The following is a 23,935-nucleotide window of genomic DNA, read 5'->3' on the forward strand; positions in this document are numbered from 1 at the left end:
ACCCCCGGAGAGTGAGGCGGCTGAATATAGGTAACGAGTTGAAAAGGATGGGAAAGGAGTACAGTAATATGGTCATGGAGGTATGACCATATTACTGGGGATCCCTCAGCCTTTGGGGAGAGGGTTAGGGTGAGGGGTAAGGTTTTTTTAAAAATCCCAATCCTCATCTTCCGTCTCTACCGCCTTGCCCATCACGTACGACGAACCCGACCCGGAGAAGAAATCGTGGTTTTCGTCGGCGTTAGGCGAAAGCGCCGCCAGAATGGCCGGGTTCACCTCCGCCATTTCCGGCGGGAACAGCGCCTCGTAGCCGAGATTCATCAGCGCCTTGTTGGCGTTGTAGCAAAGGAACGCCTTCACGTCCTCCTCCCAGCCCGTGCCGGCGTAGAGTTCGTGGGTATAGCTCAGCTCGTTATCGTACAAGTCCATCAGCAAATCGAGCGCGAAGCCCTTCAATTCCTCGCGCTTCTCGGCGCTTACTTTCTCCAGCCCTTTCTGATACTTATAGCCAATGTAATAGCCGTGAACCGCTTCATCACGAATGATCAGGCGAATCAAATCCGCGGTGTTGGTGAGCTTGCCGCGGCTCGACCAGTACATCGGCAGCCAGAAGCCGGAATAGAAGAGGAAGGATTCCAGAAACACGCTGGCAATTTTCTTTTTCAGCGGCTCGTCGGCGCGATAGTACGCCAGCACCAGCTCTGCCTTTCGCTGCAGCGACGCGCTCTCTTCGCTCCAAGCGTAGGCCGCGTCCACGTCCTTGGTCTGGCACAGCGTCGAGAAAATCGAGCTGTAGGATCGGGCGTGCACCGCTTCCATAAAGCTGATGTTCGACATCACCGCCTCTTCGTGCGGCGTCAGCGCGTCGCTCATCAGCGCGGGCGCGCCGACGGTATTCTGAATGGTGTCAAGCAGCGTCAGGCCGGTAAAAACGCGGATCGTCAGCTGCTGCTCGGCGTGGCTCAGGGTTTGCCAGGCCGGGATATCGTTAGAGAGCGGCACCTTTTCCGGCAGCCAGAAGTTGCTGGTGAGGCGGTTCCACACCTCCAGGTCTTTATCGTCCTGGATCTTGTTCCAGTTGACGGCGCTCACGCGTGACAGTTTCATCCTTTCTCCTTACAGCGCGCAGGACACGCAGCCTTCAATTTCAGTGCCTTCCAGCGCCAGCTGGCGCAGGCGAATGTAGTACAGCGTCTTGATGCCCTTCTTCCAGGCGTAGATCTGCGCCCGGTTAATATCGCGCGTGGTGGCGGTATCCGGGAAGAAGAGCGTTAAGGACAGCCCCTGATCCACGTGCTTTGTCGCCTCGGCGTAGGTATCAATGATCTTCTCCGGGCCGATCTCATACGCGTCCTGATACAGCGCCAGGTTTTCGTTGGTCATAAACGGCGCGGGGTAGTAAACGCGCCCGGTTTTGCCTTCCTTTCGGATCTCGATTTTCGACACGATCGGGTGAATGCTCGACGTGGCGTGGTTGATGTAGGAAATCGATCCGGTCGGCGGCACCGCCTGCAGGTTCTGGTTATAGATACCGTATCGCATCACGTCGTCGCGAAGCTGCTGCCACATTGCGCGCGTCGGCAGCGCAATCCCGGCGCGGGCGAACAGCTCGCGCACCTTCGCGGTTTTCGGCTGCCAGTCGCCTTCCAGATACTGGCTGAAATACGCCCCGCTGGCGTAGCGCGACTGCTCAAAGCCCGCGAACCGCTGGCCGCGCTCGCGGGCCAGCATCATGGAGGTATGCAGCGCGTGCCAGGTGACGGTGTAGAAATAGAGGTTGGTGAAGTCCAGCCCTTCCGCGCTGCCGTAGGCGATGCCCTCACGCGCCAGGTAGCCGTGCAGGTTCATCTGTCCGAGGCCGATGGCGTGCGACGCGGCGTTGCCCGCCGCGATGGACGGCACGCTGCGGATGTTACTCATGTCCGACACCGCCGTCAGCCCGAGGATCGCCGTCTCGACCGTGCGGCCAAAGTCGGGTGAATCCATGGTGTGGGCGATATTCAGCGACCCGAGGTTGCAGGAGATATCTTTCCCGATCTCCGCGTAGTCCAGGTTTTCGTCATAGGTGGAGGCGCTGTTGACCTGCAGGATCTCCGAGCACAGGTTGCTCATGTTGATGCGCCCGGCAATCGGATTGGCGCGGTTCACCGTGTCCTCGTACATGATGTACGGATAGCCGGACTCAAACTGAATTTCGGCCAGCGTCTGGAAGAAGTCGCGGGCGTTGATGTACGTCTTGCGGATGCGGTCGTCGGCAACCAGCTCGTCGTACAGCTCGCTGATGGCTACGTCACCGAACGCTTTACCGTGGATGCGCTCGATATCGTAGGGCGAGAACAGCGCCATCCCGGCATTCTCTTTGGCGAGCGCAAAGGTGATGTCCGGGATGACGACCCCGAGCGACAGGGTTTTAATGCGAATTTTTTCGTCGGCGTTTTCGCGCTTGGTATCGAGAAAGCGCAGGATGTCCGGGTGGTGCGCGTGCAGATACACCGCCCCCGCGCCCTGGCGCGCGCCGAGCTGGTTGGCGTACGAGAACGCGTCTTCCAGCATCTTCATCACCGGGATCACCCCCGAAGACTGGTTCTCAATGCGCTTGATCGGCGCGCCCGCTTCGCGCAGGTTGGAGAGCAGAAACGCCACGCCGCCGCCGCGCTTGGAGAGCTGCAGCGCCGAGTTCACCGCGCGGCCAATCGACTCCATATTGTCTTCGATGCGCAGCAGGAAGCAGGAGACCAGCTCGCCGCGCTGGGCCTTGCCGCAGTTGAGGAAGGTGGGCGTGGCGGGCTGGAAGCGGCCGGAGAGGATCTCGTCGGTCAGCCGCCCGGCCAGCGCTTCATCCCCCTGGGCGAGCGTCAGCGCCACCATCACGGTGCGATCCTCAAAGCTTTCAAGGTAGCGTTTGCCGTCGAAGGTCTTCAGGGTGTAGCTGGTGTAATACTTCCACGCGCCGAGAAACGTCTGGAAGCGAAAGCCGCTGGCGTGGGCGCGTTCGAACAGCTTCACCACGAAGGCGCGATCGTAGCGGGCCAGCGCGCGCGCTTCGTAATAGCCTTCTTTGACCAGATAGTCGAGGCGCTCCTGCTGGCTGCCGAACGTCACGGTGTTCGGACGGACGTGGGCGGCAAAAAAGGCGTCCACCGCCTCGTGGTCCTTGCCGAACTGAATGCGCCCCTCGCGATCGTACAGGTTAAGCATCGCGTTTAGCGCGTGGTAATCCGGCGTCCCCTGGATTACGCGTTCTGCGGTTGTCGTTGCCAAAATTCGTTCACTCCTTTACGCACGTTTTCTACGTCCTGCTGTGTCCCCATCAGTTCAAACCGATAGAGATACGGCACGCCGCATTTTTGAGAGATGAGATCCCCGGCGCGGCAAAACGCGTCGCCGAAGTTGCGATTGCCCGCAGCGATCACCCCGCGAATGCGCTGCCGGTTGTGCGGATCGTTAAGAAAGCGAATCACCTGGCGGGGCACCGCGCCGGCCGTGCCGCCGCCGCCGTAGCTGGGCACCACCAGGATGTAGGGTTCATCTACCTGAATACGCTCCCGCTCGTTGAGCGGAATGCGGATCGCGGGTAGCCCGACGCGCTCAATAAAGCGGAGCGTGTTCTCCGAGCTGCTGGAAAAGTAGACCAGCGTACTCATGCACGGGCTGCCTGAGCGCTCAGGCGGTTGATCATATCCGGGCGAAAGCCGGACCAGCTGGTTTCACCGGCAACGACGACGGGAAGCTGGCGGAAGCCCTGCGCGCGCAGCGCGTCGGCCGCATCCGGCACCAGGTCAACGTTCACCATCTCAAACGCAACGCCGCGGCTTTCCATGGCGCGTTTGGTGGCGTGGCACTGAACACAATCGTTACGAGTGTAAATAATAATGCTCATGATTCGTATTTCCATTTAGAATGAGAAAGCGGCGCGAAGTATCGCGTCGGGTTGTGTGTCTCTTGCTAAGAAGGATACTAGATGTAGTTGTGCCAAGTTTCAACCATACAAGATATGGGAAATTTCGATTGATGTGTTCCAGATGATGAGCCGGGCGGGACAGGGGTTGCCGTACGCGATTTTCAGCTATCGGACAAAGAAAAGCCCCGCTGCCGAAGGCGAACGGGGCTGATGCGGTACGCCTGACTTATTTTCGCAGGCTGAGCAGGGCGCCAATGAAAATCCCTACGGCGGCAACGGTGCCCAGCGCGTACATCGGTTTTTCACGCACGAAGGTGTTTGCGCAGCTCATGGCGTCGCAGGCTGCCTGTGACGCGCGCGAGCGGCCGTTCATTCTGGCGCGCGTTTCGCGCAGCAAAGACTGAGCCTTACGTTTCGCGGCATCCGCTTCATCCTTTGCGTCACTTCCCCAGGATTTCAACACCTCTTCCAGCGTGTCGGCTAATTGGCTGACATCATTACGAACATCCTGAGCGTCGTCGTTAATATCGTTTCGGTTCGGTCTGTTAAACATACGATCCTCCTTAATTTGGCATTCCCGTTAAGTCTAGCTCAGGAATGCAATATCTGAAGCCAGTCACGACGTAAAAGACAGTTTATGGAATATTCTGAAAGCACTGCTATTGCTGAATACTGTAAGGTTGCCGGGCAGGAAAAGATAACGAGGAATATATATGTATTTACGACCGGATGAGGTGGCGCGCGTTCTTGAAAAAGCGGGATTCACCATGGATGAGGTGACGTCAAAAGCCTATGGCTATCGCCGCGGCGAGAATTATGTTTACGTCAACCGTGAAGCGAGAATGGGGCGCACGGCTCTCATTATTCACCCGACGCTAAAAGACAGAAGTTTGTCATTTGCTGAGCCAGCCTCGGATATTAAAACCTGCGATCAATACCAGCAATTTCCGCTCTATTTGGGCGGCGAAGCGCAGGAGCATTATGGTATTCCGCACGGTTTCAGCTCCCGAATGGCGCTGGAGCGCTTCCTGACAGGGGTGTTCGGCGACGTTCAGTAGGTTTGCGACTGGCATGCGCCAGTCGCCTCACCTCAGGCCTTGGCCTGGCCGTACTGGCTGACCTTAAACAGGCGGCGGCAGTAGTCGAGGAAATAGCCATACACCGCGCCCATCAGCATCGACACCACGATGTTGGAGCTTACGGCCGCGGCAATCTGGTGCCAGTCGGCGCCCACCACGAGCAGAATCGCAACGTAGACCGGTGACTGAAACGTCACGTAGGCCAGCACGTCTGCCAGGTTTTTCACCCAGCCCGCCGGGCTTACGCGCCGCGCATGGCGCATAATCACGTCACGATACAAACCGTAGGGCCATGCAATAAGGATATTCACCGGGATCGCAACCAGGCGAGACGAAAGGGACTGCTCAAAGGTCATTCCGGAGAGGAATATCTCGATCAGCATGTTGACGACGGAACAATAGACAACCATCGCGAACGTATCCGCTACCGCATGGCGCAGGCGAGACTGCGGTGAGAACATGACTGAACTCCTTGAGAGCACGCTAAAAATGACGTTTCCAACCGTTTCGGACAGTGATTTAGGTTGGGTTATTTAATGTGCATAGAGTATATCTCTGCCTGCAAACTCACAATGAGTGATTAATTTTTATTTAATGCCGTTTTGTCTATAAAACTCTCTAAATTTTACCGTTTGTTATCCGCGTCGTTATTTTCTCTCTCGGTGTTAATTATATTGTTTAAAATCAATTGCTTAATTTGATTGAGTTGTTTTGGCGCTCACAACGGGCTGCACCCGATGGCCGGTTACGGCGGCATGGCGGGTTTGCGTAACAATCCACCGGATGTCGACCCGTTTGCAGGGTAAAATTCTCCCGCGATAATCTTGATTTTATCTATGAAAAATGAATTTTTATTCACTCGTTAGGTGCGCCGCAGAATGCCCATGCGTTGAGAAAGTCGTTTCTGAATATTGCTGTGGTGATTAATTTGCGAAACATTTATTAAGTAATATCGATAATATTTTAAAAGAAATATTTACATTAATAACGAAAGGCCAGTGCGGGTGGATATTGCGGCAAAAATGAATTATTCTGTTAACTGAATTTCGGCTTACTTACAACGAAAAGGTTTTCGATAAATATGTCTCTGACGTTACAGAATCTTAATAATATCCGTACCCTTCGTGCGCTGGCGCGTGAATTATCACTGGACGTTCTGGAAGAAGTGCTGGAAAAAGTCAGAATCGTTGCAGATGAAAAGCGTAGCGAACTGTCCGAGCTTGAACAGCAGCGTGCCGAGCAGCAGGAAAAAATTAATGCTCTGCTGGAACTGATGAAAGCCGACGGCATTTCTCCATCTGATTTGCTGGGTTCAGAGCAGGCAATCGGCGGTCAGCCGGTGAAAAAACGTAAAGCCCGCGAAGCGAAATACCGTTTTACTGACGCAAACGGCGAAGAGAAAACGTGGACCGGTCAGGGACGTACGCCTAAGCCTATTGCGACCGCGCTGGAAAACGGTAAATCACTGGATGATTTCCTGATCTAACGCCGGATCCGGGCGGAACGTGCCGCCCGGTCATTTATCTTAGCAGACGCCAAAATCACCGGATTCGGTGTAGCGGGTAACGTCCGCCGCGTTGAGCGTGAACTTTTCGCCCTGCTCATTGCTTGCCTGTACCGCCACGATCTCCTCTCCGTTTACTTCAAGAACCTTCAGTTTCGGACCGCCCTGGCGCGGTTGTACATAATCGCCGACAGAAAACATAATAACTCCTCCTCATTGGTTTACATTTCACCTTAGACCACGCGCTCCGCGGCGTACAATCTATTTCAGCGATAGCGCCCTATGCGCTGCGTCGATTCCACGGCATCACCTTCAGCAGCCGCGCCATGCCGCAAAAGCCGGTCACCCCGGCAAACAGCAGGCCCGCGCCGACGAAGCCGCTGAGCAGGAAAAAACCTGAGGACACGCTGTAGCCCAGAACGACGCCGCAGAGGATCAGCGCGCCCGCGGCAATCTGCACCTGGCGCATCAGCGGAAGCGGCTGAGATTTATCTTCCACGGTCGGCAGCCCGGCCTGCTTCCAGCCCTGAATGCCGCCCTCCAGAAGCAAGGCGTGTGCCTGGGGAGCCGCCTGCGCCAGCCGCCCGGCGTTGTTCGACGTGCGCATGCCGGACTGGCAGTGAAAAATCACCGTATCGCCGGGCTTAACCTGCAGTCCGGCGGGCAGGGCGTCGAGCGGAACAGAGCACGCCCCGGCGATGCGCTCGCGGGCGTGCTCGTCCGCATCGCGAATATCAATAAGCGTCGCGCCTTTGGCGATCAGCGCGCTGGCCTGCTGGGGCGAAATAAGAGGTAAAGACATCGCGGCTCCTTACGGGCAGTAAAGGGTTTTCAGGGTGCCGATGAGCTGGTTGACGGCATCATTTTTGATGGCATAAAGGATGCGCTGGGCGTCGCGCCTGCTGTCGATCAGGCCCTCGTCGCGCATCCGCGCCAGATGCTGCGAGGTGGCGGACGCGCTCAGGCCCGTGGCGCGCGCCAGATCGCCCGCGCTGGTGCCCGGCGCACCGCACAGCACGCAGAGGATCAGCAGCCGGTTTGGGTTGCTCATGGCTTTCAGTAACGTTGCGGCCTGCGCGGCGCTGGCCTGGAGCTGTTCGAGTTCGTTCATATTAGTTTAGATTTTGCTTAATTAAGGTAATGCTAAACTAAAGGCGGACGCGCTGCCAGCCCGCTAAACGTAAAAGAGGGTAAAAATGCGCGTTCTCCCGTGGCGTTAGCCGCTAAGCTGGCTACGCTTAAAGTGCATACTTTTTATGACTTTCAATTGGTTAGCTTGTAGGGAGACATCATGGGTTTTTGGCGTATCGTCTTTACCATCATTTTGCCGCCGCTGGGCGTGCTGCTTGGCAAAGGTTTTGGCTGGGCGTTTATTCTGAATATTATTCTGACGCTGCTGGGCTATATTCCCGGCCTCATTCACGCCTTCTGGGTACAAACCAAAAGCTAGGCGCGCCAGAGCAAATCGCTGTAAATACCGGTTAACACGCCCTGCGGGCCAAACTGCTGTTTGATCCAGCGGGTGACCTGGCCGGTAGCCGCATGCTGCGTGGCGAGCAGCATGCGCGAATCCTGGCGCGGGTTGTTGATCCGCCGCGCGATCAGCAGGCCGTCCTCCACCGCCTCCCGCACCATGTACTCCGGTAAAAATCCAATCCCGTCCCCCAGGATCTGACACTGGCACTTGGTGTTGAAGTCCGGCACCAGAATCGCCTCCTGGCCGTGCAGCAGCCAGCCGACCTTCTTGTTGATGGTGTGCGCGGTGTCCTCGACCATGATGTTCGGATACAGGCGCAGCTGGCTTTCGGCAATCGGCTCCGGCACAAACGCCAGCGGATGCGTCGGCGCGATGGCAAACACCCAGCGGATCGCGCCGATCTCGGTGTAATCAATCCCGCCGCCATCCAGTAGCGTGTCCGGCGCGCCGATCGCGATATTGGCCTGGTTGTTGATGATCGAATCCCAGACGCCGTTATACACCTCGGTCGTGACGGTAATCTGGCAGGTGGGGAACTGCTTTTTCAGCACCTGCAGCAGCCTGGCGGTGTGGCGCGGCGTGTACAGCAGCTGGTTAATGCAGATGCGCACCCGCGTCTCGATCCCCTGAGAGATGGTATCGATCCCGCGCTTGATGGCGTGAAAGTCGTTCAGCAGGTCGGTGGCCTTGCGGTAAAAGTAAAACCCGGACTCGGTCAGCTCGATGCTGCGCGTGTTGCGCACGAACAGCACCACGTCCAGCCCGGTCTCCATGCGCTTGATGGTGTAGCTGATTGCGGAGGTGGTGACGCCAAGCTCCGCCGCCGCTTTGCTGAAGCTGCCAAACCGCGCCGCGGTGGTGAAGGCCAGCAGGTTCTCTTCGGTAAAGATGGAATTCATATCACGGCTCCCTGCGGTCATCAGTTTTGAACATATTTTAACAGCGCGGCAACAATACCTTTGATGGCGGTCACAGTTCTGCATATTTCTCGAGAGCCTTGCGGGGCAAGGCCTCGTGAGCCATAAGCATAATGCAGCACCGGGCGGCTAAAAAGCGGTGCGACATAAGAAAAAGGTTGCACGGCCGCACGTTTTAACCGGATTGTTAAATCTAACTCAACAATGAATTGACTGTCGATGAATGAATTTTAAGCGGATTCTTTTCTGCCGGGGCTGTTGCTATTCTCGGCTCATCAGAAATGAATACATCGGGAGTCTGAATATGTCTGCAACTGAACTCGTAACTGAATTTCTGCTGGCGGCAGAGCAGGGAAATATCGACGCGCTCAATGCCTGCCTTGAGAAGGGCGTGGATATTAACGCCACCAACCGCCAGAAAAGAACCGCCATTATTATTGCCAGCCTGAAAAAGCATTACGCCTGCGTTGAACGATTAATTTCCGCCGGGGCGGATATCGACATGCAGGATCAGACCTGCTTCAACCCCTTCCTGATTAGCTGCCTGACGAACGACCTGACGCTGCTGCGCACCGTACTTTCGGCGAATCCCGATCTCGATCGCCTGACGCGCTTCGGCGGCGTGGGCATTACCCCCGCCAGCGAAAAAGGCCACGTTGAGATCGTGCGCGAGCTGCTGGAAAAAACCGACATTAACGTCAACCACACCAACTTCGTCGGCTGGACGCCGCTGCTTGAGGCCATCGTGCTAAACGACGGCGGCGCGAAACAGCAGGAAATTGTGAAGCTGCTGCTGGACCACGGCGCAAATCCGCACATGACCGATAAGTACGGCAAAACCCCGCTCGAGCTGGCGCGGGAAAAAGGCTACACGGCGATAGCCGAGCTGCTGCTGGCGGCTGGCGCATAATCTTCTCGGCCAGCGATAGCCGGCTGGCCGCTTTTCACTATACGCATTTCACCGACGTGCATTTTGCACGCTGGCGGCCCCCTTTTATCCGCGATCAGGAGAAAATAATGCCAACCAAAATTGTCATCAAAAAGAACACCTATTTTGATTCGGTCTCCTTAATGTCGATCTCCACCAAAGCCAATAAATTGCCGGGCGTTGAGCAGGCGTTTGTGGCGATGGCGACCGAAATGAACAAGGGCGTATTAAAAAACCTCGGCCTGCTGACGCCGGAATTAAATGAGGCCAAAAATGGCGACCTGATGATCGTCATTAAGGGCGAGGCGGCGAACGATGAAACGCTGGCCGCCATTGAGGCGCTGTTTGCCCGCAAGGAGAGCGCGGGCAGCCACGAGGCGCGCTACGCGACGATCGCCAGCGCCAAAACCCATCGCCCCGACGCTAACCTGGCGGTGATCTCCGTCAACGGCACCTTTGCCGCACGCGAGGCGCGCCAGGCGCTGGAAAACGATCTCAACGTGATGCTGTTTTCCGACAACGTGTCGCTTGACGACGAGCTGGCGCTCAAGCAGCTGGCGCACCAGAAAGGGCTGCTGATGATGGGGCCGGACTGCGGCACCGCCATCATCAACGGCGCGGGGCTGTGCTTTGCCAACGCGGTGCGCCGCGGGCCGATCGGCATCGTCGGCGCGTCCGGCACCGGCAGCCAGGAGCTGAGCGTGCGCATCCACCAGTTTGGCGGCGGCGTATCGCAGCTGATCGGCACCGGCGGGCGCGATCTCAGTGAAAAGATCGGCGGCCTGATGATGCTCGACGCCATCGACATGCTCGAAGCCGATGATTCCACCGAGGTGATTGCGCTGATCTCCAAGCCGCCCGCGCCGTCGGTGGCGGAAAAGGTGCTGGCCCGCGCCCGCGCCTGCCGCAAGCCGGTGGTTGTTTGTTTCCTCGGCCGCAACGCACCGCCTGCGGATGAAAACGGCCTGCAGTTTGCCCGCGGCACCAAGGAGGCGGCGCTGAAGGCGGTGCTGCTGACCGGCATTAAAAAAGAATCCCTCGATCTTCACCCGCTCAACTGGCCGCTGATCGAAGAGGTGCGCGCCCGCCTGACGCCGCGGCAGAAGTACATTCGCGGCCTGTTCTGCGGCGGCACCCTGTGCGACGAGGCGATGTTCGCCGCGCTGGAAAAGTTCGACGACGTCTACAGCAATATTCAGCCGGATCCGGCTAAACGTCTGGCGGATATCAACGTCAGCAAGGCCCACACCTTCCTCGACTTCGGCGACGACGACTTCACCCACGGCAGGCCGCACCCGATGATCGACCCGACCAACCGCATCAGCCGCCTGCTTCAGGAGGCGCGCGATCCCGACGTGGGCGTCATCGTGATGGACTTCGTGCTCGGCTTCGGCGCGCACGAGGATCCGGTTGGCGTCATGCTCGAGGCGATCGAAGAGGCGCAGGCGATCGCGAAGGCCGACGGCCGGCCGCTTGAGATCCTCGGCTACGTGCTCGGCACCGACCAGGATCCGCAGACGCTGGCGCAGCAGTGCCAGCTGCTAACCGACGCGGGCGTCATCTGGGCCAGCAGCAGCACCAACACCGGGCTGCTGGCGCGCGAATTTGTCTGTAAAGGGGAGAAAGCATAATGACGACCTTATTCAACCAGCCGCTGAACGTCATCAACGTCGGTATTTCGCTGTTCAGCGACGATCTCAAAAAGCAGCACGTTCCCGTCACCCAGCTCGACTGGACGCCGCCGGGGCAGGGCAATATGCAGGTGGTCGACGCGCTCGACCAGCTTGCGGAGCAGCCGCTGGCGGAGAAAATCGCCGCCGCTAACGCCATTGCGCTGGAGCGCATCATCCAGTCCCATCCGGTGCTGGTGGGCTATGACCAGGCGATTAACGTCGTGCCGGGGATGACCCGCACCACCATCCTGCACGCCGGTCCGCCCGTCTCGTGGGAAAACATGTGCGGCGCGATGAAGGGCGCGGTGACCGGGGCGCTGGTGTTTGAGGGGCTGGCGAACGATATCGAAGACGCCGGGCGCGTGGCGGCGTCGGGCGACATCACCTTCTCGCCGTGCCACGAGCACGACTGCGTGGGATCGATGGCGGGCGTGACGTCCGCGTCGATGTTCATGCACATCGTCGAAAACAAAACCTACGGCAACCGTGCCTTCACCAACCTCAGCGAGCAGATGGCGAAAATCCTGCGCATGGGGGCCAACGACCAGAGCGTGATCGACCGCCTGAACTGGATGCGCGACGTGCTCGGCCCGATGCTGCGCGACGCGATGAAGATTATCGGCGAAATCGATCTGCGCCTGATGCTGGCCCAGGCCCTGCACATGGGCGACGAGTGCCACAACCGCAACAACGCGGGCACCACGCTGCTGATCCAGGCGCTGACGCCGGGGCTGATTCAGGCCGGGTATCCGGTCGAGCAGCAGCGCGAGGTGTTCGAGTTTGTCGCCAGCAGCGACTACTTCTCCGGCCCGACGTGGATGGCGATGTGCAAAGCCGCGCTGGACGCCGCCCACGGCATCGAGTACAGCACCGTCGTCACCACCATGGCGCGCAACGGCTACGAGTTCGGCCTGCGCGTCTCCGGCCTGCCGGGGCAGTGGTTTACCGGCCCGGCGCAGCAGGTGATTGGCCCGATGTTCGCGGGCTATAGGCCGGAAGACTCCGGGCTGGACATCGGCGACAGCGCGATTACCGAAACCTACGGCATCGGCGGCTTTGCGATGGCGACGGCCCCGGCGATCGTGGCGCTGGTGGGCGGCACGGTGGACGAAGCCATCGACTTCTCCCGCCAGATGCGCGAAATCACCCTCGGCGAAAACCCCAACGTCACCATTCCGCTTCTGTCGTTTATGGGCATTCCGACCGCCATTGACATCACCAGAGTGGCGGGCAGCGGCATTTTGCCGGTGATCAATACCGCCATTGCCCATAAAGACGCGGGCATTGGCATGATTGGGGCGGGCATCGTTCACCCGCCGTTTAGCTGTTTTGAAAAGGCGCTGTTGACCTTCCGCGATCGCTACTTTTAATAAGGCAAGCATCCATGAAAAACATCAAGCTGGAGTGGAAAAGAGGTGACTGGGCGGCATATTTCGGGTTGATGACCAACAACCTGACCAATCTGCTGACCATGATGGGGCTGCTCATTTTTGTCGTCGGCATCCCGAAGGAGATTGTTTATGGACGCATCGCGCCGGCCTTCGGGCTGGCGGTGCTGGTGGCGAGCGTTTGCTACACGTGGTTTGGCCTGCAGATGGCGCGCCAGACCGGGCGCAGCGACGTGACTGCGCTGCCGTCCGGCCCGAGCGCGCCGTCGATTTTTACCGTCACTTTTCTGGTGCTGATGCCGGTCTACCAGCAGACGGGCGACGCGGATTTCGCCATCCAGATTGGCCTGGTGTGGTGCTTCGTGGAGGCGCTGATCCTCGCGGGCGGTTCGTTCTTGGGCGAAACCATCCGCAGGATGATCCCGCGCACCGTGCTGCTGTCGTGCCTCTCCGGCTTAGGCCTGCTGCTGCTGGCGATGAACCCAATGCTGCAGGCGTTCGAAGCGCCGACCGTCTCCTTCATCGTGCTGCTGCTGATCTTCATCAACTGGTTCGGTAAAAAGCCGATCTTCGCCCGCATCCCGACCGGCCTGCTGCTGCTGATTGCCGGTACCGCGCTTGCGTGGATCTCCGGCCTGCAAAGCCCGGAGGCGATCAAAGCGTCGATGTCGTCGTTCGGCTTTAACCCGCCGTCGGTACACATCGACGGCTTTATGCAGGGGCTGCCGCACGCGCTGCCGTACCTCGCCTCGGCGGTTCCTCTGGGGCTGGCGAACTACATCTTTGACCTGGAAAACATCGAGAGCGCCCACGCGGCGGGGGACGAATATCCAACGCGCAAGGTGATGCTGGCGAACGGCCTGGCGTCGATGCTCGGCTGCCTGATGGGCAACCCGTTCCCGGTGACGGTCTACGTCGGCCACGCGGGCTGGAAGGCGATGGGGGCCAGCATCGGCTACACGCTGGCCTCGGGCGTCACCATGTTCATCGTGCCGCTGTTCGGGCTGGGGGCGTTTATGCTCGCCATCATTCCGATGACCGCCATCGTGCCGATTCTGGTGTTTATCGGCGTCGTCACCGCCAACCAGGTGGTGAGGGAGACGCCCAAAGTTGAGGTGCCGGTGATCTTCATCTGCCTGTTCCCGTGGATCGCCAACTGGGCGCTGACCATGATGAACAGCGTGATGGGGGCGGCGGGCACCAGCGCGGCGAAAATCGGCACCGACGTGCTGCACAGCAAGGGCATTTACTACGAAGGGCTGGTGCACCTGGGCAGCGGTGCGCCGCTCGCCAGCATGCTGTGGGGCTGCATCGCCATCTTCGCCATCATCAACAAGCCGCTGCGCGGAGCCGTCGCCGCCGCGGGCGGGGCGCTGCTGTCGCTGTTCGGCGTGATCCACGCCCCGGTCGTGGGCTTCGCCGAGGGCAGCTCGCTGATGTTCGTCACGTCCTACCTGATGATGGGCGGCATGTTCGTGGTGAAGCATGTGCTGGATAGCCGGGAAGCGGCGAGCGCGGCGGCACCGATTTCCGAAGCTTAAAAGCGACCCCTCACCCTAACCCTCTCCCCATAGGGGAGAGGGAACGATTACACCCTCTCCCCTATGGGGAGAGGGCAGGGGTGAGGGGCCCAGACCGCACCGTTACGAAGGAAAACGTATGAAACAACTCATGGTCGTCGCCATCGGCGGCAACAGCATTATCAAAGATAACGCGAGCCAGTCGGTCGAGCACCAGGCGCAGGCGGTAAAAGCGGTGGCAGAGTCCGTGCTGGAGATGCTGGCGTCGGACTATGACATCGTCCTCACCCACGGCAACGGCCCGCAGGTGGGGCTGGATCTGCGCCGCGCCGAAATCGCCCACGAGCGGGAAGGGCTGCCGCTGACGCCGCTGGCGAACTGCGTGGCGGATACCCAGGGCGGCATCGGCTATCTAATCCAGCAGGCGCTGAACAACCGCCTGGCCGCGCGCGGCGAGCAAAAAGCCGTCACCGTCGTCACCCAGGTGGAGGTGGATAAAAACGATCCCGGCTTCACGCACCCGACGAAACCGATCGGCGCGTTCTTCAGCGAGGCGCAGCGCGACGAACTGCAGCGTGCTCACCCGGACTGGCATTTTGTCGAGGATTCAGGACGCGGCTATCGCCGGGTAGTGGCCTCGCCGCAGCCCGTTCGCATCGTCGAGGCGGACGCCATCAAGGCGCTGACGCAAAAAGGCTTTGTGGTTATCGGCGCGGGCGGCGGCGGCATTCCCGTTGTGCGCTCGGCGCAGGGGGATTATCACAGCGTTGATGCGGTCATCGATAAAGATCTCTCCACCGCGCTGCTGGCCCGCGAGATCCGCGCCGACGTGCTGGTGATCACCACCGGCGTGGAGAAGGTGTGCGTTAACTTTGGAAAGCCGAACCAGCAGGCGCTGGACGTCGTCAGCGCGGCGCAGATGACGCGCTACATGAATGAGGGCCACTTCCCGGCGGGCAGCATGCTGCCGAAAATCGTCGCCTCGCTGGCATTTTTACAGCACGGCGGCAGGCGGGTGATTATCACCTCGCCGGACCGCCTGCCCGCGGCGCTGCGCGGCGAAACCGGCACCCACATTGTGAATGAAGGAAACTAAGATGAGCGAAAACAAAAGCCGCCGCGCGTTTATCAGCCAGAGCGGCAAAATGGTCACCGCCTGCGCGCTGTTTGGCGCGACCGGCTCCGTCGCGTATGCTGCGGATACCGCGAAATCCACCTGCGAGACGGGCAAGCCGATGAACATCACCGCAACGCATTACTACCTCGACAACGTGCTGCTGGAGGCCGGATTTGCCTTCGACGGCGGCGTGGCGACGAGCACCCGCACCGAGCTGAAAACGCTCGAAATCAAGGACGGCAAAATCGTCGCCCTGCGCGAGAATAAAAGCCACGCCGACGCCTCGCTCCCGCACTACGACGCGGGTAAAAAGCTGATGCTCCCGGCGATGCGCGACATGCATATCCACCTGGACAAAACCTTTTACGGCGGGCCGTGGCGCTCGCTCAACCGCCCGGCGGGCACCACGATTCAGGACATGATCCGCCTGGAGCAGAAGCTGCTGCCGGAGCTGCAGCCGTATACCCAGGAGCGCGCGGAAGCGCTTATCGACCTGATTCAGTCCAAAGGCTCGACTATCGCCCGCAGCCACTGCAACATCGAGCCGGTGTCCGGCCTGAAGAACCTCGAGAATTTGCAGGCGGTGTTATCGCGCCGACGCGCAGGGTTTGACTGCGAAATCGTTGCCTTTCCGCAGCACGGCCTGCTGCTGTCCCATTCTGAAAAGCTGATGCGCGAGGCGATGCAGGCGGGCGCGCACTACGTGGGCGGGCTGGATCCGACCAGCGTGGACGGCGCGATGGAAAAATCCCTCGACACCCTGTTCCAGATTGCGCTCGACTACGTTAAAGGCGTGGATATCCACCTGCACGAAACCAGCCCGGCGGGCGTGGCGGCGGTGAACTACATGGTCGAAACCGTGGAGAAAACGCCGGAGCTGAAGGGCAAGCTGACCATCAGCCACGCCTTCGCGCTGGCGACGCTGAACGCGCAGCAGGTGGACGAAATCGCCACCCGCATGGCGGCGCAGCGGGTGACGATTGCCTCGACGGTGCCGATTGGCACCCTGCACATGCCGCTCAAGCAGCTGCGCGATAAGGGCGTGTTTGTCATGACCGGCACCGACAGCGTGATCGACCACTGGTCGCCGTACGGCCTGGGGGACATGCTCGAAAAAGCGAACCTTTACGCCCAGCTTTACATCCGCCCGAACGAGCAGACGCTCTCCCGCGCGCTGGGCATCGCCACCGGCGACGTGCTGCCGCTGAACGACAGCGGCGAGCGCGTGTGGCCAAAAGCGCAGGATGACGCCAGCTTTGTGCTGGTGGACGCCTCCTGCTCCGCCGAGGCCGTGGCGCGCATCTCCCCGCGCACCGCCACGTTCCACAAGGGCAACCTTGTCTGGGGGACGGTGGGGTGAGGGCATCAGGCCGCACGCTCCTTTTGTAGGCCGGGTAAGCGCAGCGCCACCCGGCAGGGCTGGCTGACCGACGACGGCGAGCGTTTCTGGGGCGTGAATCGTTATCAGGACGAAGGCCAGCGCGTCAGCAGCTGGCTGGCGGACGGTGTCATCAAATATCACCGCACGCTGGGCACGACGCTGAACGCGCTGATCGGGGCGGGGTTAACGGTAAGCAACGTTAACGAATGGGGGCCAACGCGGGCGCAAATCGAGGCGTGGCCCGCGCTGGCGGAAGAGGCCGAGCGCCCGATGCTGGTGCTGATCTCGGCCCGCAAGGCTCAGTAGCCCACTTTATACACGCGCCCGCTCTGCACCCCTTCCACGCTGCGGCGATAGGCTTGCGCCACGCTCGCGGCGGGAACGCTTTCAAAGCCGGGGAAGAAGCCGTCGTAGGCTTCGGCGGATTCGGTAAGCACCGTTGGGCTAATCAGGTTGATGCGAATGCCGCGCGGCAGCTCGCACGCCGCGGCGCGAACGAAGCCTTCCAGCGCCGCGTTCACCGTGGTGGCGTTCACGCCCTGCGCAATCGGCTCGTGCGCCACGATGCCGCTAATCAGCGTAATCGAGCCGCCTTCGTTCAGGTAATGCTGGCCGGTCAGCGCCAGGCGCACCTGCCCGAGCAGCTTATCCTGCAGGCCCTGGTTAAAGTCGCTGTCCTTCATCGTTGCGAGCGGGCCGAAGTGCAGGCCGCCGCTGGCGGAGACGATCGCATCGACCTTGCCGATGCTCTCAAACAGCGCCTGCACGCTCGCCTGCGAGGTAATATCCACCTGCTCGTCGCCCTGCGTGCGGCCGACGCGAATCACCTCATGACGACGGCTCAGCTCTTCCGTCACCGCACGTCCTACCGTACCGCTGGCACCAATAATCACGATTTTCATAGTCGACTCCTTAGGTTGTGAGCCTTCATTGTTTAATAAATAAAAAGGCGGATAAACTGGGCTAAAGTTAGAAGATTACTAACCAGGGGTTTGCAATATGGATAAGCTTCGCGGCATGGAGACGTTTATCGCGGTGGTGGAAAGCGGCAGCTTTACCGGCGCGGCCTCGCGGCTGGAGATGTCGGCGGTGATGGTCGGAAAGTACATCGCCCAGCTGGAGGCCCGGCTCGGCACCCGGCTGCTGGAGCGCAACACCCGCCGACAAAGCCTCACCGACGCCGGGCGCGTCTACTTTGACGAGGCAAAGCGGGTGCTGGAGCAGGTTTCTGTCGCCGAGAGCGCGGTCGAACGGCTGCGCGCAGCGCCAGCCGGAACCCTGCGCGTGACCGCGCCGACCTCGTTCGGCGGCTGCGTCATCGCCCCGCTCGTCGCCACCTTTTTGCAGCGGTATCCGGACGTGCGCGTCGAGCTGGATCTGACCAACCGGATGGTCGATCTGGTGGAGGAGGGGGGCGATCTGGCGATCCGTATCGGCGACATCCACACCGAGGATCTGGTGGCGAAATACCTTTGCCCGTACCGGATGGCGATCTGCGCCGCGCCGGACTATTTAGCCCGCCACGGCACGCCGCAGACGCCGGACGATCTGGTGGAGCATCTTTGTCTGTCGCACACGGTGTGGACCGCGCGCAACGAGTGGCGGCTGCCGGGCGTGGAAGGGGAGGTGCGCTGGAAGCGCGATGCGATTTTGCGCTGCAACGATGGCTACGGCCTGCGAACGGCGGCGATTGCCGGGGCGGGATTGCTGTTACAGCCGGAGGTGCTTGTGGCGGACGAGCTGGCGAATGGTCGACTTATACGAGTGTTAGAACGTTACACACCACAACCCCGACCGGTGCATCTGCTGTGGCGCCAGGACTTACGACCGTTACCGAAACTTACCCAATTTATCGCACATATCATGAAACATGCACAGAATGTCCCCTCTCCCTTTTAGGGAGAGGGTTAGGGTGAGGGTCAGAAGCGATAACCTATGCCCACATTCCAGCCGTTGATGTCGTAATCGTCGCCCAAATCGGCGGTGGTGCCTTCGTAACCGACGTGGATCGCCAGATCAGGCGTTGCGTTAAACTGCACGCCCGCGCCATAGGCAAAAGAGGTCGATTTTTCATCGATGCCGTCGCGCTGGGTGTAGTTGTCGCCGCCGTTCACCCATGTGGTGTGGCCGTCTGCTTTCACGCGCGCCACACCGCCCAGCGCATACAGGGACACGAACTCATTCAGGCGATATGCCGGGCCTGCCATCAGAGAGTAATATTTCACTTCAATATTTGGTGCCGTTTTCTAATAAAAAGAGCACCAGATTAAAAAAAGCTTTTACATCAGACGCAGGACCAACTTCTGTCATAGTCATCGCTGCAAATATTCCTACATTTTCCGCGCTTATAGCATTCATTTTCGACCTTCATCTGCTCTTTAGCCACTTGCTTTGTGGTTTACTTAGCATCAGTGCCGCTGCGATGTTCCCCTCAATTATGTATAGAGGGTATCGTCGTAGGGCGCTTCAGCCAGAATTTTTTGAATGTCAACTCGCGCTTCTGACTCCCAGTCTGGGTTCATATTCGCCATTATTTCAATAAATTTTGGAAAAGCGATGCGCCGTCCATCCCTGCCTTCAACCCTATGATCTAACTCATACTGGTAGGCAATCTTATAGGCGAATTCGCACATTATCCAATAAAGCAGCGTATTCAAAGAGTGAGTGACTTTTCGGGAGAACTCATACCCTCTTTCTGAATAAATATAGTTATATAAATCATTTTCGAATGAAATATAGGGGGTGCCATCGCCATAGGGAGCAGAACACAGATTCACTGAATGTTTTGGAAAGCCTGCTCGTAAAATCATCTCATCAGCTTGTCTTTGTATTTCATCAATATTGACTAACATATCAGCGAACCTCGCGAATATACTCCTAACGGATACCAAAAATCCAGAACACTATCCCCGCAGGTATACCTAACACACTGATTTTTAATAGAGTAATCATCTCTTCTTTGCCGAAAGGAAAAGGCTTATCAAAGTCCCAGATTAACCAGCCTTTCACCAGATAAGAAAAAACACCAATTATCATCAATGCGATGCACATCAAAAAACATAGACCCAAAAGCGTCCATAGGGATTTTTTTGAATTATCGAGTCTCATTTTACTTTGCCCTAAAGCCAACCTCCTGCCGGAAGGGCGGAAGATGTTTCACATTGCAACCTGTATGGGCTTTTTACCGGGGATAAAAAAACCAGATGATCAAACCCGCAGGCAGCCCCAACCAGGTTAACTCAAGACATATCAACACATCTTTGAAAGAGAAGGGGAAATCCTCCATCATATTCCATGCTAATCCCGCACCGACTAAACGGCCAAGGAGCGTCAGCATGAACACCGCCAGACCTATCGCGCAGCACAGGTAAACAAGGTTAATAAACGATTTAGTGCTGTTTTTCATTCTTGAAATGCCCACCTGCGAAAGCGAATCCTTTCCGTTTCTATACAATACGAGATCGCTTAGTGACCCCATTCCACTATAGAAATTTAGAAAAATGTATTGGGTGTCATCACGATCAAGCTCATATTTTTAGCCAGTTTAAAAATACTGGATGACCATTCGGGATATTCCCCTGATTCTAATAAAGTAGCCATTCGTTGCATGTTATCTACGATTAGAGTCGTTTTCTCGATAGTCATTATACCGTCTTAATATCCATATTTTCAGTGGTTTAAAGTCCATAACATAGATAATGTAGATTTGTTCCCGCCAATGCAGGTCTGTAAGAACGATTCATTAAATGAGGTTAACGTAAACCCAGCGTATCGGGAAGGGCTTTGATAAAGTCGGACTCATCTCCTTGGTACGCTTTCGCAATCTCTGCAAAGGAATCGATAACGCGCTCTTTCTCATCGTCCGTTAATACCTGAAGCTCGGCGGCAATATGTTCCATCATTTCCACAGCAGCATCTGGATTGAGCGAATGTTCGTCAGTGAATTCAAGAAAAATGGCCATATCTGCAATAACTTTAATCAAATGATGTGAGTGAGTCACAGACCTTTTCCCCTTATATGTCCCGTAAAACCAACCTTCCGCCGGAAGGGGCGGAAGGCCGTTTGTTAATCCTCATACTTGAAGTCAATACCAATCCTGAGTGTCTCTGTATCTATCGTTATTTCGCAACCCTGCCAGAACGGTGTTTGTTGTGATTTGATGTTATTAACAAATAACGTTCTAAGCTCCACGAGAAGATCCAGCAAACGACCATTGGCTTGCGCGCCCGCAGTAAACCAGTTTGTCTGCCCTGAGGTGCTATCCACATAATCAAATTCACATTTACAGTGATCTCCTTCAGGAGATAACTCTGCCCGCATAATAATTTTTGACGCGTTATCGGGTGCTGCTGCCAGTAATACTGACCCAATATCGTTGTAGATTTCCTGATCAGAACGCATTATTTTCCCCCCGGTGCATTCTTAAATGTTTCAGCTATCGGTCTGCCACCATCGATGGTGTATTCGATGTAGAACTTATCTGGTCTGACGCTATCACCCACATACGTTGGTTGAATGTTAACCTTCACCTCTTTACCTTCGCTTACTGCCTTGGCCCAGGTATTTTCCATCTGTTTCCATGCGCCTTTGTTCAGATTACCATCCATCGGCACCAGGTTTAACTTTTCTCCAGGCCCATTAAAAATACTGGCGATTAAGTGACCACCCTCATCACCGGGATTACCGCATTTCCCGGCCTTACACTGTTGATAACCATTCCTGTCTTTTACGTTCGCACTCAGGGTTGCTTCGACCTGTTGAGGCCTTGCCAGATGGTCCGTTTTGTAGACTTTGTCGCCATCAAGATTATAGGTCTTATTAGGGAGCGGCTTGTTGAGTTCCTTATTCCAGTTCCATTTAGCACCAGACACGGCATAAATCTCATCACTGGCCTGGTTAATCAGCTTAGATGCCGCTTCCAGATCGCCTGCTTTAAGCGCTTTTTCCGCACCCTTAATGGCTTTGCCCGCAACATCCCCTGCGCCAGGGATGATGCCAATCGTCGCGGCCAGATAATCAAGCGCACTGTGCGCTTCCGCAAAGCTCTTAATGTCACCAACGACCGGGACAAAATCCACCCCGAACAACGCCATATCCTTCAGCGCTTCCCGTCGCTCGGTATACATTTTAACCGCGCAGGCTTCGGCGCTCATCCCGCCACAGTTTTCGCGCTTGTAGCGTTCATTTTCGGCCTTCACCTGCTCTTCGGCCACCTGCGCGGTGGTTTTACCCTGTGCCAGCGCCGCGGCGATGTCGCCAAGGGAATTATTCTCCACCGTCGTCTTACCCGCCTGCGCCCCCGCCACGGCAGAAGCAGAGCTGTCGCCCGCCAGCCCGCCGGAAAGCCCCGCCGCCAGCGTCGCCAGCGCGGAAACCGTCTGCTTCTGGGTTTCATCCAGCTCATCGGCAGGTTTGCCGTACATCTCGGTGGCGATCATCCCTACCAGCTCGCCCGTGGCGGCCCCGGCGGCACCCGCGAGTGCGTTTTGATTCTGGGCGGCAGCCAGCGCGGCGTTGACCACCGCGTGGGCGGCCACTTTGCCCGCGTCGTTCAGTTCGCTGTAGTGACCAATCACTTCCGCCACGTACGGCGCGGCGCCGCCAGCAAGGGCCGCGCTAAGATCGCTCCCGGCTAGCCCCTGAACCGCTGCCGTCGCCGCCTGAATCGCCTGCTGATACTGACCGCCGGTGCCAAAGCCCGAGGCGTTCATCGCATCGTTATAGGCCGTCTGGTAGATCTGGCCGTTGATGTCGCTAAGGGTCGCGGTTTTGCCCGGGTTGGCTTTTTCCCACGCCGCTTTCGCCTCCTGCAGATCCTGCGCGTTAACGTTTTTAAGCTTCTCTTTCGCGGCGTTAGTGGCGCGGATGCTGCCCTCGGTGCGGGCAATATCCGCCACCTGAGTACCAATCTCGCCGATCGGCGGCGCCTGCTGGAGCCGCTCCTGTTCTTCCTCCTTGTCGCGCCTGACTGACAACTACTGGTCAACGCAAACCAAAGGTATCGGGCAGATCCTTGACGAAGTCAGCTTCCTCTCCACTGTACATTTTTGAAATGTCATCAAAAGATTTAATAAGGTTCACTTTTTCGTCATTGCTGAGCAGGTCAAGATCGGCGGCAATGCTTTCCATCATCTCAACTGCAGCATCGGGATTTAGGGTATCTTCATCATTAAATTCCAGGAAAATAGCGAAATCAGCGATAATCTTTACTAATTGATTTGGATTACTCATGGACAATTTTAACCTCTATGTTTTTAATTCCGAGCTCATCAAACATCTTTTGAGCGCGGTTTGCCTGTGTCTGATTTGGCACTTCCCAGCGTCCAGTCATGCCGTTGTTTTGGAGTGCTTCCGATTGTCTTAGCGCTTGGTTTTTCGCGTTTGCTGTTGTCACGACCGAAATTTTACGATCAATCATGATGTTACCCTCCACTCCATCAAAACGAACAGGACGAGTAACTCCTTTATCATCAATGCGATCGATAGCGGGTGCTTGCCCTTTTTTGGTTTCAATATTGGAACGAGCGCCGGAGGCAGAGTCATTGTAATCTCTGGCTCTATTACTCATACGTGCATTTTCGTCCACCCATTTAATGTTGATCTCATGGCTGGCTTCATTGATGAACTTAGATGCCGCCTCCAGATCGCCCGCTTTAAGCGCTTTCTCCGCGCCTTTTATCGCCTTTCCAGCAACATCACCGGCACCGGGTATAACCCCGATAGCTGCTGCCAGATAATCAAGCGCACTGTGCGCTTCCGCGAAGCTCTTGATATCACCCACGACCGGGACAAAATCTACGCCAAATAACGCCATATCCTTCAGCGCTTCGCGACGCTCGGTGTACATTTTAACCGCGCAGGCTTCGGCGCTCATCCCGCCACAGTTTTCGCGCTTATAGCGTTCATTTTCGGCCTTCACCTGCTCTTCGGCCACCCAGGATGTGCGAGAGATTTAGAGAGTATTTGAGGGGGAGGGCCGAACTACGGCTATACTGAAAGGACAGCTTTGATAAGGTTAATAAACGATTTAGTGCTGTTTTTGATTTGGC

Annotated in this window: 29 protein-coding genes and 3 pseudogenes; 11 read left to right on the plus strand and 21 right to left on the minus strand. The window is 57.4% G+C overall.

Translation table 11 applies throughout. The features are described from left to right. Positions 1–147: 147 nt before the first annotated feature. The 5 genes from nrdF to AB8804_RS19295 all read right to left on the minus strand — a co-directional run bounded on the left by nrdF (position 148) and on the right by AB8804_RS19295 (position 4,454). The gene (nrdF, locus tag AB8804_RS19275) at positions 148–1,107 is read right to left on the minus strand and encodes a class 1b ribonucleoside-diphosphate reductase subunit beta (protein ID WP_371189087.1); all 960 of its coding nucleotides are present in this window, start codon (positions 1,105–1,107) and stop codon (positions 148–150) included. Between the two features lie 9 nt (positions 1,108–1,116). Next, the gene (gene nrdE, locus AB8804_RS19280; protein ID WP_371189089.1) at positions 1,117–3,261 is read right to left on the minus strand and encodes a class 1b ribonucleoside-diphosphate reductase subunit alpha; all 2,145 of its coding nucleotides are present in this window, start codon (positions 3,259–3,261) and stop codon (positions 1,117–1,119) included. Beyond that, entirely contained in the window at positions 3,234–3,644 is a 411-nt protein-coding gene (gene nrdI / locus AB8804_RS19285; protein WP_371189092.1) for a class Ib ribonucleoside-diphosphate reductase assembly flavoprotein NrdI, read from the minus strand. Before nrdI ends, nrdE begins: the two co-directional genes overlap by 28 nt. After that, positions 3,641–3,880, minus strand: coding sequence for a glutaredoxin-like protein NrdH (nrdH, locus tag AB8804_RS19290; RefSeq protein WP_371189095.1), 240 nt, complete (start codon positions 3,878–3,880; stop codon positions 3,641–3,643). Before nrdH ends, nrdI begins: the two co-directional genes overlap by 4 nt. 247 nt (positions 3,881–4,127) lie before the next feature. Beyond that, complete coding sequence (locus AB8804_RS19295) at positions 4,128–4,454, minus strand: DUF883 domain-containing protein (RefSeq protein ID WP_371189099.1); 327 nt, start codon at positions 4,452–4,454, stop codon at positions 4,128–4,130. Positions 4,455–4,614: 160 nt separating this feature from the next. Here AB8804_RS19295 and AB8804_RS19300 point away from each other — a divergent pair, with 160 nt between their 5' ends. Next, a complete protein-coding gene (locus AB8804_RS19300; RefSeq protein ID WP_371189102.1) occupies positions 4,615–4,959 on the plus strand; it encodes a DUF2002 family protein in 345 nt (114 codons plus the stop codon). Positions 4,960–4,991: 32 nt separating this feature from the next. Here the strand turns inward: AB8804_RS19300 and alaE are convergent, their stop codons facing one another. Next, complete coding sequence (gene alaE, locus AB8804_RS19305) at positions 4,992–5,441, minus strand: L-alanine exporter AlaE (RefSeq protein WP_371189106.1); 450 nt, start codon at positions 5,439–5,441, stop codon at positions 4,992–4,994. Positions 5,442–6,061: 620 nt separating this feature from the next. Here alaE and stpA point away from each other — a divergent pair. Next, the gene (gene stpA, locus AB8804_RS19310) at positions 6,062–6,466 is read left to right on the plus strand and encodes a DNA-binding protein StpA (protein WP_371189109.1); all 405 of its coding nucleotides are present in this window, start codon (positions 6,062–6,064) and stop codon (positions 6,464–6,466) included. Between the two features lie 39 nt (positions 6,467–6,505). On the opposite strand, the gene AB8804_RS19315 is transcribed toward stpA, so the two are convergent. From AB8804_RS19315 to AB8804_RS19325, 3 genes are all read right to left on the minus strand, one after another. Continuing rightward, positions 6,506–6,685 (minus strand): hypothetical protein, encoded by a 180-nt coding sequence (locus tag AB8804_RS19315; RefSeq protein WP_371189114.1) that lies wholly within the window; start codon positions 6,683–6,685, stop codon positions 6,506–6,508. A gap of 79 nt (positions 6,686–6,764) precedes the next feature. Then, the gene (locus AB8804_RS19320; RefSeq protein WP_371189117.1) at positions 6,765–7,286 is read right to left on the minus strand and encodes a rhodanese family protein; all 522 of its coding nucleotides are present in this window, start codon (positions 7,284–7,286) and stop codon (positions 6,765–6,767) included. Between the two features lie 9 nt (positions 7,287–7,295). Next, positions 7,296–7,595 (minus strand): ArsR/SmtB family transcription factor, encoded by a 300-nt coding sequence (locus tag AB8804_RS19325; protein WP_371189121.1) that lies wholly within the window; start codon positions 7,593–7,595, stop codon positions 7,296–7,298. 180 nt (positions 7,596–7,775) lie between these two features. Between AB8804_RS19325 and AB8804_RS19330 the strand changes: the two genes are divergently transcribed. Next, a complete protein-coding gene (locus AB8804_RS19330) occupies positions 7,776–7,934 on the plus strand; it encodes a YqaE/Pmp3 family membrane protein (protein ID WP_371189125.1) in 159 nt (52 codons plus the stop codon). Here the strand turns inward: AB8804_RS19330 and AB8804_RS19335 are convergent. Next, positions 7,931–8,860, minus strand: coding sequence for a LysR substrate-binding domain-containing protein (locus AB8804_RS19335; RefSeq protein ID WP_371189128.1), 930 nt, complete (start codon positions 8,858–8,860; stop codon positions 7,931–7,933). The two genes, AB8804_RS19330 and AB8804_RS19335, sit on opposite strands and share 4 nt — an antisense overlap. Positions 8,861–9,182: 322 nt before the next feature. Between AB8804_RS19335 and AB8804_RS19340 the strand changes: the two genes are divergently transcribed. The 7 genes and pseudogenes from AB8804_RS19340 to AB8804_RS19370 form a co-directional block, all read left to right on the plus strand. Further along, the gene (locus AB8804_RS19340) at positions 9,183–9,788 is read left to right on the plus strand and encodes an ankyrin repeat domain-containing protein (RefSeq protein ID WP_371189131.1); all 606 of its coding nucleotides are present in this window, start codon (positions 9,183–9,185) and stop codon (positions 9,786–9,788) included. 107 nt (positions 9,789–9,895) lie between these two features. Beyond that, the gene (gene fdrA, locus AB8804_RS19345; RefSeq protein WP_371189135.1) at positions 9,896–11,437 is read left to right on the plus strand and encodes an acyl-CoA synthetase FdrA; all 1,542 of its coding nucleotides are present in this window, start codon (positions 9,896–9,898) and stop codon (positions 11,435–11,437) included. Beyond that, on the plus strand, positions 11,437–12,849 hold the full coding sequence (locus tag AB8804_RS19350; RefSeq protein ID WP_371189138.1) for a DUF1116 domain-containing protein: 1,413 nt from the start codon (positions 11,437–11,439) through the stop codon (positions 12,847–12,849). The genes fdrA and AB8804_RS19350 overlap by 1 nt, the downstream gene beginning before the upstream one ends. A gap of 14 nt (positions 12,850–12,863) precedes the next feature. Beyond that, a complete protein-coding gene (locus AB8804_RS19355) occupies positions 12,864–14,408 on the plus strand; it encodes a xanthine permease (RefSeq protein ID WP_371189142.1) in 1,545 nt (514 codons plus the stop codon). 118 nt (positions 14,409–14,526) lie between these two features. Next, entirely contained in the window at positions 14,527–15,483 is a 957-nt protein-coding gene (locus AB8804_RS19360; RefSeq protein WP_371189145.1) for a carbamate kinase family protein, read from the plus strand. A 1-nt stretch (position 15,484) separates the two neighbouring features. After that, complete coding sequence (locus AB8804_RS19365; protein ID WP_371189148.1) at positions 15,485–16,864, plus strand: amidohydrolase family protein; 1,380 nt, start codon at positions 15,485–15,487, stop codon at positions 16,862–16,864. Between the two features lie 45 nt (positions 16,865–16,909). Next, positions 16,910–17,191, plus strand: a pseudogene (locus AB8804_RS19370) (SAM-dependent methyltransferase); the annotation flags it as partial. On the opposite strand, the gene AB8804_RS19375 reads toward AB8804_RS19370, so the two are convergent. Next, entirely contained in the window at positions 17,185–17,787 is a 603-nt protein-coding gene (locus AB8804_RS19375) for a short chain dehydrogenase (RefSeq protein ID WP_371189151.1), read from the minus strand. The pseudogene AB8804_RS19370 and the gene AB8804_RS19375 sit on opposite strands and share 7 nt — an antisense overlap. Before the next feature lie 97 nt (positions 17,788–17,884). On the opposite strand from AB8804_RS19375, the gene AB8804_RS19380 reads away from it, so the two are divergent. Continuing rightward, positions 17,885–18,784 carry a LysR substrate-binding domain-containing protein gene (locus tag AB8804_RS19380; RefSeq protein ID WP_371189154.1) on the plus strand — a complete coding sequence of 300 codons (900 nt, stop codon included), beginning with the start codon at positions 17,885–17,887 and terminating at the stop codon, positions 18,782–18,784. A 20-nt stretch (positions 18,785–18,804) separates the two neighbouring features. Here AB8804_RS19380 and AB8804_RS19385 read toward each other — a convergent pair whose 3' ends face one another. The 10 genes and pseudogenes from AB8804_RS19385 to AB8804_RS19430 form a co-directional block, all read right to left on the minus strand. After that, a complete protein-coding gene (locus AB8804_RS19385; RefSeq protein WP_371189157.1) occupies positions 18,805–19,110 on the minus strand; it encodes an Ail/Lom family outer membrane beta-barrel protein in 306 nt (101 codons plus the stop codon). A 1-nt stretch (position 19,111) separates the two neighbouring features. Continuing rightward, the gene (locus AB8804_RS19390) at positions 19,112–19,243 is read right to left on the minus strand and encodes a hypothetical protein (RefSeq protein WP_371189161.1); all 132 of its coding nucleotides are present in this window, start codon (positions 19,241–19,243) and stop codon (positions 19,112–19,114) included. Positions 19,244–19,320: 77 nt separating this feature from the next. Further along, positions 19,321–19,737 (minus strand): Imm63 family immunity protein, encoded by a 417-nt coding sequence (locus AB8804_RS19395; RefSeq protein WP_371189164.1) that lies wholly within the window; start codon positions 19,735–19,737, stop codon positions 19,321–19,323. Positions 19,738–20,066: 329 nt separating this feature from the next. Next, positions 20,067–20,291 carry a hypothetical protein gene (locus AB8804_RS19400; RefSeq protein ID WP_371189168.1) on the minus strand — a complete coding sequence of 75 codons (225 nt, stop codon included), beginning with the start codon at positions 20,289–20,291 and terminating at the stop codon, positions 20,067–20,069. A 36-nt stretch (positions 20,292–20,327) separates the two neighbouring features. Continuing rightward, positions 20,328–20,387: pseudogene (locus AB8804_RS19405) on the minus strand (hypothetical protein); the annotation flags it as partial. Between the two features lie 250 nt (positions 20,388–20,637). Further along, complete coding sequence (locus AB8804_RS19410; protein WP_371189171.1) at positions 20,638–20,886, minus strand: hypothetical protein; 249 nt, start codon at positions 20,884–20,886, stop codon at positions 20,638–20,640. A gap of 65 nt (positions 20,887–20,951) precedes the next feature. Beyond that, on the minus strand, positions 20,952–21,287 hold the full coding sequence (locus tag AB8804_RS19415; protein ID WP_261645174.1) for a hypothetical protein: 336 nt from the start codon (positions 21,285–21,287) through the stop codon (positions 20,952–20,954). After that, positions 21,287–22,846 (minus strand): annotated as a pseudogene (locus tag AB8804_RS19420) (DNA/RNA non-specific endonuclease); the annotation flags it as partial. The pseudogene AB8804_RS19420 and the gene AB8804_RS19415, both read right to left, overlap by 1 nt. 22 nt (positions 22,847–22,868) lie before the next feature. Beyond that, positions 22,869–23,117: a hypothetical protein gene (locus AB8804_RS19425; RefSeq protein ID WP_166183555.1), complete on the minus strand. Its 249-nt coding sequence runs from the start codon at positions 23,115–23,117 to the stop codon at positions 22,869–22,871. After that, positions 23,110–23,820 carry a hypothetical protein gene (locus AB8804_RS19430; protein WP_371189180.1) on the minus strand — a complete coding sequence of 237 codons (711 nt, stop codon included), beginning with the start codon at positions 23,818–23,820 and terminating at the stop codon, positions 23,110–23,112. The genes AB8804_RS19425 and AB8804_RS19430 overlap by 8 nt, the downstream gene beginning before the upstream one ends. Positions 23,821–23,935 lie beyond the last annotated feature (115 nt).

Source organism: Enterobacter sp. KBR-315C3_2022 (assembly GCF_041399425.1).
Taxonomy (GTDB): Bacteria; Pseudomonadota; Gammaproteobacteria; order Enterobacterales; family Enterobacteriaceae; genus Enterobacter.